4 protein-coding genes are annotated in these 6662 nt (G+C 68.9%); 2 read left to right on the top strand and 2 right to left on the bottom strand.

What is annotated here, in order from left to right; genetic code table 11:
• Positions 1–174: 174 nt before the first annotated feature.
• Together EO174_RS20430 and rsmG are read right to left on the bottom strand one after the other, a co-directional pair.
• Entirely contained in the window at positions 175–1995 is a 1821-nt protein-coding gene (locus EO174_RS20430) for a DUF885 family protein (protein WP_126947045.1), read from the bottom strand.
• A 125-nt stretch (positions 1996–2120) separates the two neighbouring features.
• Positions 2121–2762, bottom strand: a complete 642-nt coding sequence (gene rsmG, locus EO174_RS20425) for a 16S rRNA (guanine(527)-N(7))-methyltransferase RsmG (RefSeq protein ID WP_126947042.1) — start codon at positions 2760–2762, stop codon at positions 2121–2123.
• Positions 2763–3184: 422 nt separating this feature from the next.
• Between rsmG and EO174_RS20415 the strand changes: the two genes are divergently transcribed.
• A complete protein-coding gene (locus tag EO174_RS20415) occupies positions 3185–4813 on the top strand; it encodes an alkaline phosphatase D family protein (RefSeq protein WP_126947036.1) in 1629 nt (542 codons plus the stop codon).
• Between the two features lie 262 nt (positions 4814–5075).
• Positions 5076–6662, top strand: a complete 1587-nt coding sequence (locus EO174_RS20410; RefSeq protein ID WP_126947033.1) for an alkaline phosphatase D family protein — start codon at positions 5076–5078, stop codon at positions 6660–6662.

Here is a 6662-nt window from a genome sequence, read left to right as displayed (position 1 = left end):
GGGTCGGGGTCGGACCAATGGCATCACGCCGGGATGCCGGCTGCACGCACACAGCGTGTGGATGGCCGGTCGCCGGCAGCGGTCACCTGGATGTTCCAGGCCGCGGCGGTGCCAGGGTCGGGACGGGCGTCGCGGCCGGGTCCGCTCCTACGTGGAGCGGACCGTTGTGCAGGATCAGGGGGCGGCGGCGTTTGGCCTGGCGGCGGCCGGGCGTGACTTGCTCTCGGCGATGAAGGCGCGCACCTGCTGCTCCAGCACCGGCAAGGTCACCGACCCCTGCTTCAGCACCGCGTCGTGGAAGGCCTTGATGTCGAAGCGGTCGCCCAGTTCTTTCTCAGCCTCGGCACGCAGCTTGACGATGGTGATCTCGCCCAGCTTGTAGCTCAGCGCCTGGCCGGGCCAGGAGATGTAGCGGTCCACCTCGGTGGTGACCTCGTGCTCGCTCAGCGCAGTGCGGTCGCGCAGGTAGGCCAGCGCCTGCTCACGGCTCCAGCCGTCGTGGTGCACGCCGGTGTCGATCACCAGCCGGCAGGCGCGCCACATCTCGTAGGTGAGCCGGCCGAATTCCTCGTACGGGGTCTCGTAGATGCCCATCTCCTGGCCGAGCTTCTCGGTGTACAGCGCCCAGCCTTCGCCATAGGCGGAGATGTAGTTTTCGCGGCGGAACGCCGGTTGGTCGCCCTGCTCCAGCGCCAGTGAGCCCTGCAGCGAATGCCCGGGCGAGGATTCGTGCAAGGTCAGCGCCGGCAGGTTGTACAACGGCCGCGACGGCAGGTTGTAGGTGTTGACCCAGTAAGTGGTGGCACCACCGCGGCCGGCGGTCCAGAACGGGGCGATATCGTCCGGCACCGGCTTGATGGTGAAGCGCCCGCGCGGCAGCGTGCCGATGAACCTGCCGACCTGCCCGTCCACGCGCTTGGAGATCCACGCGGCGCGATCGAGCAGTTCCTGCGGGGTCTTGGCGTAGAACTGCGGGTCGGTGCGCAGGAAGCTCAGGAACTGCGCGAAGCTGCCCTTGAAACCGACCTGCCGGATGATCGCGTCCATCTGCGCCTGGATGCGTGCCACCTCATCCAGGCCGATCTGGTGGATCTGCTCCGGGGTCAGTTCCAGCGTGGTGTATTCGCGGATCTGCTGGCGATAGAACGCCTTGCCGTCGGGCAGCGCTTCGGCCGCCAGCGTGGTGCGCGCCTTGGGCATGTACTCGTTGCGGAAAAAGCCCAGCAGCTTGGCGTAGGCCGGCAGTACCGCCGTGCTGAGCGCGGCCTTGGCCTGCTCGCGCAACTGCGCCTGTTCGGCGGCGGGGATCTGCGCCGGCAGCTGCTTGAACGGGGCGTAGAAGCTGGATACGGTGGGATCCTTGACATCGGCCACGGTGGCGATGGAAACGTCGCGGCCATCCAGCACCGCGCGCGGCACGCTGAACCCGCGCGCCAGGCCGGCGCGCATGTTGGCGGTCTGCTGGTCGAAGTAGCGCGGCACATCGTTCAGGCGCGCGATATAGGCGCGGTACTCGGCAGCAGTCTTCATCGGCCGCTGCGCCATGAAGCCCAGGTTGGACCAGAACGAGCTGTCCGAGTTGAACGGCATCTCGTACAGGCGCAGGCGCACTTCGGCGGCGAGGTTTTCCACCTGCGGGCGGTAGATGGCGTAGTTGACCTGGTTGCTGGGCGAGAGCTGTTTCGGGTCGATGCCGTCGAGCTGCTTGAGCACGTCGTCCCATACCGCCAGGCGCGCCTGCTGCGCGGCCGGGCCGACATCGGGCAGATGGGTGTTGTCGCCGGTGGTGTCGCTGTCTTCGTCGGCCTGGCCGGTCTCGGCCTGGCGCCAGCGCCACTCTTTCTCGTAGATGGCGCGGAAGCGCGCATCGGCGGGGCGCTCGGTGGTCAGCGTGGCAGGCGCCACTGGTGCCGGTGCGGCGGCCTGCGCCGAGGTGGCGGCGAAGCTTGCGCCCAGCAGGGCGAGCGAAAGTGCGGCGGCGAGAGGAGATGTCACGTGCGGGCGGCCTGCGTTCGGATCGAACGTTCGATCATGGCAGCCCGGACGGCAGCTGCCATGGGCCGGAAGTCCCAGCGCGGGGATTGGGGGACGAATGCGCGCGGCCGGACGGGCCGACCGTTTCAGCCTGCCTTGCGCACCACCACCAGATGCCGCTCGCCCTCCAGGCCGGGCACCTGCAGCGGATGCACCTCGGCCATCGTCCAGCCGGGGGGCAGCGCGGCGATCTCGTCGTGCGGGTAGATGCCCTTCATCGCCAGCAGGCTGCCGCCCGGGCGCAGCAGGTGACCGCCGACCTCAATGATGCCGGCCAGCGTATCCAGCGCCCGCGCGGTGAGGTGGTCGTAGGCGGCCGGTTCGTCCAGCGCTTCGGCGCGCGACTCGGCCACGCGTGCGTTGCCCAGCGCCAGCTGGCGCAGCGCCTCGCGCATGAAGCGCGCCTTCTTGCCGTTGCTTTCCACCAGGGTCACCTGCAGCTGCGGGCGGGTGATCGCCAGCGGGATGCCGGGCAGGCCGGGGCCGGTGCCCAGGTCGGCCAAGGTGCCGCTGGCGATGTAGGGCTGCATGGCCAGCGAATCGAGCAGATGGCGGGTGACCATCTCGCGCGGGTCGCGCACGGCGGTGAGGTTGTAGGTCTTGTTCCAACGCACCAGCAGCGTCAGATAGCGCAACAACGGCGCGGCAAAGTCCGCATCCAGGGATTGGGCCTGCAGGCCATGCGCCAGTGCGGCGGCTACATCGGGGGCAAGTGCGGCATCGTTCATGCCGCGATTATCGCAGCTGGCCGGCGTGCAGGTGCACGCGTACCGCGCATGGTGGCGATACGCGGCGCGTGGGCAGGAAGCTGGCGTACTTGAACCTGCCCAGCACACATGTCCAGGTCTGGCGATGCCGCAGGGCCTGCAGCCACGCCAGCGGCGGCTGCACCGGCGCATGCGCATCCCTGTGGGCAGGATCAACCGCCGCGGTGGCACACCCCGTGTCCGTCATCTGCCGTCTGCCGTCCGCCATCTGCCATCTGCCATCTGCCATCTGCCATCTGCCATCGGTCGATAGTCGATGGTCGATGGTCGATGGTCGATGGTGCGCGCGAGCCTGCGCCGGCAGCCACGGCAGTGCCGCTGCCATCGAACGGACATCCGCCCGTCGCACCATGGTCGCGTCCGCCTGATTGCGTGTTGTGTCCATGTCCTTGATCGCCCCATCCTCCGCATCGCCCCTGCCCGGCCCCGGCGACGCCCCTGCCGCCGTGGATCACGGCCGGCGCCGTCTTCTCATCGCTGGCGCCGGGCTGGCGGCCGCCGGACTGCTCAGCCCGTTCGCACGTGCCGGCGGCAGCCCGGACCCGTTCACCCTGGGCGTGGCCGCCGGCGACCCTTTGGCCGACGGCTTCGTCATCTGGACCCGGCTGGCGCCGCGCCCGCTGGAGCCGGATGGACGCGGTGGATTGAGCGCCCCGGTGCAGGTGCGCTGGCAGGTGGCCAGCGACCCGGGCATGCGCCGCATCGTGCGCCAGGGGCAGACCGTGGCCAGCCCGGAATGGGGCCACGCGGTGCATGTGGAGCTGGCCGGCCTGGCCGCCGATCGCCCGTACTGGTACTGCTTCCAGGCGCTGGGCGCGCGTAGCCCCGTCGGCAGCGCGCGCACCTTGCCGGCGCCGCACCAGTTGCCGGATGCGGCGCGACTGGGCTTTGTGTCGTGTTCGCACTGGGAGCAGGGCTATTTCAGCGCCTACCGCCACCTGGCCGCCGAACAGCCGGACCTGGTGTTCTTCCTCGGCGATTACATCTACGAATATAGCAACCGCGGCGAGGCGGCGAAGAAGATCGTGCGCCAGCACGGCAGCGGCGAGTGCCTGGATCTGGCCGGCTACCGCAACCGCTACGCGCTGTACCGCACCGACCCCGACCTGCAGGCGCTGCACGCCGGCAGCGCCTGCGTGGCGACCTGGGACGACCACGAGGTGCAGAACGATTACGCCAATCGCTGGTCGCAGGACCCTTCGATTGCGGTCGACAGCTTCCTGGCCCGACGCGCGGCCGCCTACCGCGCCTTTTACGAACACTTTCCGCTGCGCGCAGCCAGCCGCCCGCATGGCGCCAACATGCGCATCTACCGGGCGCTGGACTACGGCCAGCTGGCGCGCTTCTACGTGCTCGATGGGCGCCAGTACCGCAGCGAACAACCCTGCCCGCAGGCCAACGGCTGGCGCGGCGGCCACGTGGTGGACGCCAGCTGCCGCGAACGCACCGACCCACGCCGCAGCATGCTTGGCTGGGAACAGGAGCGCTGGCTGCATGGCGCCTTCGCACGATCGCCCGCGCGCTGGAACGTGATCGCGCAGGATCTGCTGGTGGCACCGCTGAACCAGCATGGCCGCGACGGCGTATTCGGCCACTGGACCGACGGCTGGGACGGCTACCCGGCCACGCGCACCCGCATGCTCGACGCAATCGCCAAGACCCGGCTGCGCAATCCGGTGTTCTGGGGCGGCGACATCCACTCGTACTGGGTGAACGACCTGAAGAAAGATCCGGCCGACCCGGACTCAGCGACGCTGGCCACCGAATTCGTCGGCACCTCGATCACCTCCGACGGCCAGAGCAACGCCGAACTGCACGCCACCATGGCGCTCAATCCGCATGTGCACTACGCCGAAGGCGAAACCCGCGGCTATGTCTCGGTGACGCTGACGCCGGGGCGGATGGAAACCCGCCTGCAAGGCATCTCCGACCGCCGCGACCGCGATGCCACGGTCTCGACGTTGAAACGCTTCGTGGTCGAAGACGGCAAGGCCGGCGCAGTGGAGGCATGAGCCTGCGGTGTGCTGCGGAGCATGGCAACGGCATGCGCCACCCATCCGCCACGGCAGCCCTGCGCCGAGCTTCCACGACAGCGGCAGCACGCGTGAACCGCCATTCCACGCCCTCGCCACGCACCCCATCACCTGCGTGCTGCGCAACGAGGTGACGGCCTCTCGCCGCCTGGCCTGCTGCGTCATGCAGCGCCATGGACACGCCCCGGTAAGACAGCGGCGCTATATCTGGATGCCCGCTGCCAGACGCATCGAGGATGCCATGCCCACCGCCGATCCCGCCCGCCGCCGCGTGTTGCAAGGTTTGGGTGCCGGTTTGTTGCTGCCGGCCACTACCGCTTGGTCCACGCGCAGCCTGGCTGCGCCGTCCGGGCGGCCGCTGATCACCGATGGAGTGCAGAGCGGCGATGTCGTGGATGGCCGGGCCATGCTGTGGAGCCGCTGTGATCGGCCGGCGCGGCTACGGGTGGAATGGGATACGCGCCCGAGCCTGCGGCAGGCGCGTCGCGTGGATGGGCCGGTGGCCTTGCCGGCGCACGATTTCACTGCGCGGGTGGATCTGGGCGCGTTGCCGCGCGATCAGGACATCTTCTACCGGGTGCGTTTCGAAGATGCCGACAACGGCGCCTTGAGCGCGCCGGTGCATGGCCATCTGCGCAGTGCGCCGCAGGCACGTGGCGATGTGCGCTTTGTCTGGAGCGGCGACACCGTCGGCCAGGGCTTCGGCATCAATCCGGACATCGGCGGCATGCGCATCTACAGCGCGATGCGCGAGCGCAACCCGGACTTCTTCCTGCACAGCGGCGACACCATCTATGCCGACGGCCCCGTCCCGGCCGAGCTGGTCGTCGAAGAAGGCAGGCGCTGGCGCAACCTCACCACCGCGGCCAAGAGCAAGGTGGCCGAAACGCTGGACGAATTCCGCGGCAATTACCGCTACAACCTGCTCGATGAGCATGTGCGCCGCTTCAATGCCGAGGTCGCACAGCTCTGGCAATGGGACGATCACGAAACCACCAACAACTGGTCGCCCGGCAAGCAGCTGGACGCGCGCTATCAGGTGCGCGATATCCGGATGCTGGCCGGTCGTGCGCGCCAGGCATTCCTGGAATACGCACCGATGCGCGGCGTGCGTGCCGATGGCGACGGTCGCATCTACCGCAAGATCAGTTACGGCCCGCTGCTGGATGTGTTCGTGCTGGACATGCGCAGCTATCGCGGCGCCAACAGCGACAACCTGCAGCCGCAGCCGGGCGCGGACGCAGCGTTTCTCGGTACGCAGCAGCTGGCCTGGCTGCAGCGCGAACTGGCCGGTTCACGCGCGCAATGGAAGGTGATCGCCGCCGACATGCCGATCGGCCTGCAGGTCCCCGATGGGCAGGACGCAGCGGGCCGCGCGCGCTGGGAGGCGGTCGCCAACGGCGATCCGGGCGTGCCGCGTGGGCGCGAACAGGAGATCGCCACGCTGCTGCGTTTCATCAGCACAGCGCGCATTCGCAACACGCTGTGGCTGACCGCCGATGTGCATTATTGCGCGGCGCATTACTACCACCCGGACCGCGCGGCGTTCCAGCAGTTCGAGCCGTTCTGGGAATTCGTGGCCGGCCCGCTCAATGCCGGCAGCTTCGGCCCCAATGCCCTCGATGCCACGTTCGGGCCGACGGTGATCTTCCAGAAAGCCCCGCCGGCGCCGAACCTGTCGCCGCTGGCAGGATTTCAATTCTTTGGCGAAGTGGAGATCGATGCGCGCACCGGCGTGCTGACGGTGACCTTGCGCGATCTGGACGGGGTGGCGCAGTTCCGTCAGCCAATCCTGCCGCATGCCGCGGCGTGGCCGGAACCTGCCTGA

It is taken from the genome of Xanthomonas sp. BRIP62418, assembly GCF_003993495.1.
Classification (GTDB): Bacteria; Pseudomonadota; Gammaproteobacteria; order Xanthomonadales; family Xanthomonadaceae; genus Xanthomonas; species Xanthomonas euroxanthea.
The sequence above is the reverse complement of the archived record's forward strand: the minus strand, read 5'-3'. Positions and strand labels throughout refer to the sequence as shown.